The sequence below is a fragment of the Mesorhizobium sp. M7D.F.Ca.US.004.03.1.1 genome, from assembly GCF_003998635.1.
GTDB classification, from domain to species: domain Bacteria; phylum Pseudomonadota; class Alphaproteobacteria; order Rhizobiales; family Rhizobiaceae; genus Mesorhizobium; species Mesorhizobium loti.
This window is the reverse complement of the sequence record NZ_RZQG01001236.1, coordinates 1-1,416: the sequence shown is the minus strand read 5'-3', so window position 1 is coordinate 1,416 and position 1,416 is coordinate 1. Positions and strand designations below refer to the sequence as shown.

Sequence of the window (1,416 nt, the reverse complement as noted above, 5' to 3'; positions counted from 1 at the left end):
ACCAATCAACCCGGCGACGACCCGCGCCGGCGCATCACATTGAACGACAGCAGCGGCGCATTGTTGATCGCCCCGTTCGGGACAGCGGCGAAGCGGCTGGCGATTGGCGAAGGAAAAACCCCGCCGAGCTTGATGCGCGCCGCGCTCGCCGCCGAGCCGGCGTTGTGGCAGGCCGGGGAATGCCTTGGTTTGCCTGGACATGGAACGACGTCCGCGATGGTTGAAGTGCGGCCGGTCGTTGCGCCCTTTGCCCGCTTCCTACCGTCCTTCGATCTGGCGCCGGCGCGGGTCGTCGCCGGGTTGATTGGTGCGGCCCTGGTGCCGCCCTTGCCTTTCAGCGGCCACAGTGCCGGTTGATGGTTGCGCGAAAGCTTAACCCAGACATGCTGTTATGCTTGGCAAGGGGAGGCGCTCTCCCTATGTTAGGCGCAAGTTTCCTCTCATGACGCGTGTCCGCCCGGCGGACGCCAACGGGACAATTGATGAATCCGAACTATCGCAACCTCGCGCTTTGGGCGATCATAGCGGTCCTGCTCATCGCCCTGTTCAATCTGTTCCAGACGCCGCAGACGCGGGGGGCTTCCAGCGATGTGCCATATTCGCAGTTCCTGCAGGATGTCGCGGCGGGCCGGGTCAAGACAGTGACCATCGCAGGCGCTCGCATCAGCGGCACCTACACCGACAATGCCAGCGGCTTCCAGACCTATTCGCCCGGCGACCCTTCACTGGTCTCGCGGCTGCAGGACAAGAACGTCACCATCAACGCGCGGCCTGAAACAGACGGTTCCAATTCGCTGTTCGGCTACTTGATCTCGTGGCTGCCGATGATCCTCATCCTTGGCGTCTGGATATTCTTCATGCGCCAGATGCAGTCCGGGTCCGGGCGCGCCATGGGCTTCGGCAAGTCCAAGGCCAAGCTGCTCACCGAAGCGCATGGCCGCGTCACTTTCCAGGACGTTGCCGGCGTCGACGAAGCCAAGGAAGATCTGGAAGAGATCGTCGAGTTCCTACGCGATCCGCAGAAGTTCCAGCGGCTCGGCGGCAAGATCCCGCGCGGCGTGCTGCTTGTCGGTCCTCCGGGAACCGGCAAGACGCTGCTCGCCCGTTCGGTTGCCGGCGAAGCCAATGTGCCGTTCTTCACCATTTCCGGTTCGGACTTCGTCGAGATGTTCGTCGGCGTCGGTGCAAGCCGTGTTCGTGACATGTTCGACCAGGCCAAGAAGAACGCGCCCTGCATCATCTTCATCGATGAAATCGACGCTGTCGGCCGTCATCGCGGCGCCGGCCTCGGCGGCGGCAATGACGAACGCGAGCAGACGTTGAATCAGTTGCTGGTCGAGATGGATGGCTTCGAATCCAACGAAAGCATCATCCTGATCGCTGCCACGAACCGGCCCGACGTGCTCGATCCTGCAC

The 1,416-nt window shown here is 62.7% G+C and carries 1 protein-coding gene and 1 pseudogene; both read left to right on the top strand.

Annotated elements, in window-relative coordinates; genetic code table 11:
• A pseudogene (locus tag EN935_RS35920) lies at positions 1 to 357 on the top strand (tRNA(Ile)-lysidine synthetase); the annotation flags it as partial.
• A 125-nt stretch (positions 358 to 482) separates the two neighbouring features.
• Positions 483 to 1,416, top strand: a 934-nt coding sequence (locus tag EN935_RS35915) for an ATP-dependent metallopeptidase FtsH/Yme1/Tma family protein (RefSeq protein ID WP_164771683.1), incomplete at its 3' end; no start/stop codon positions are given.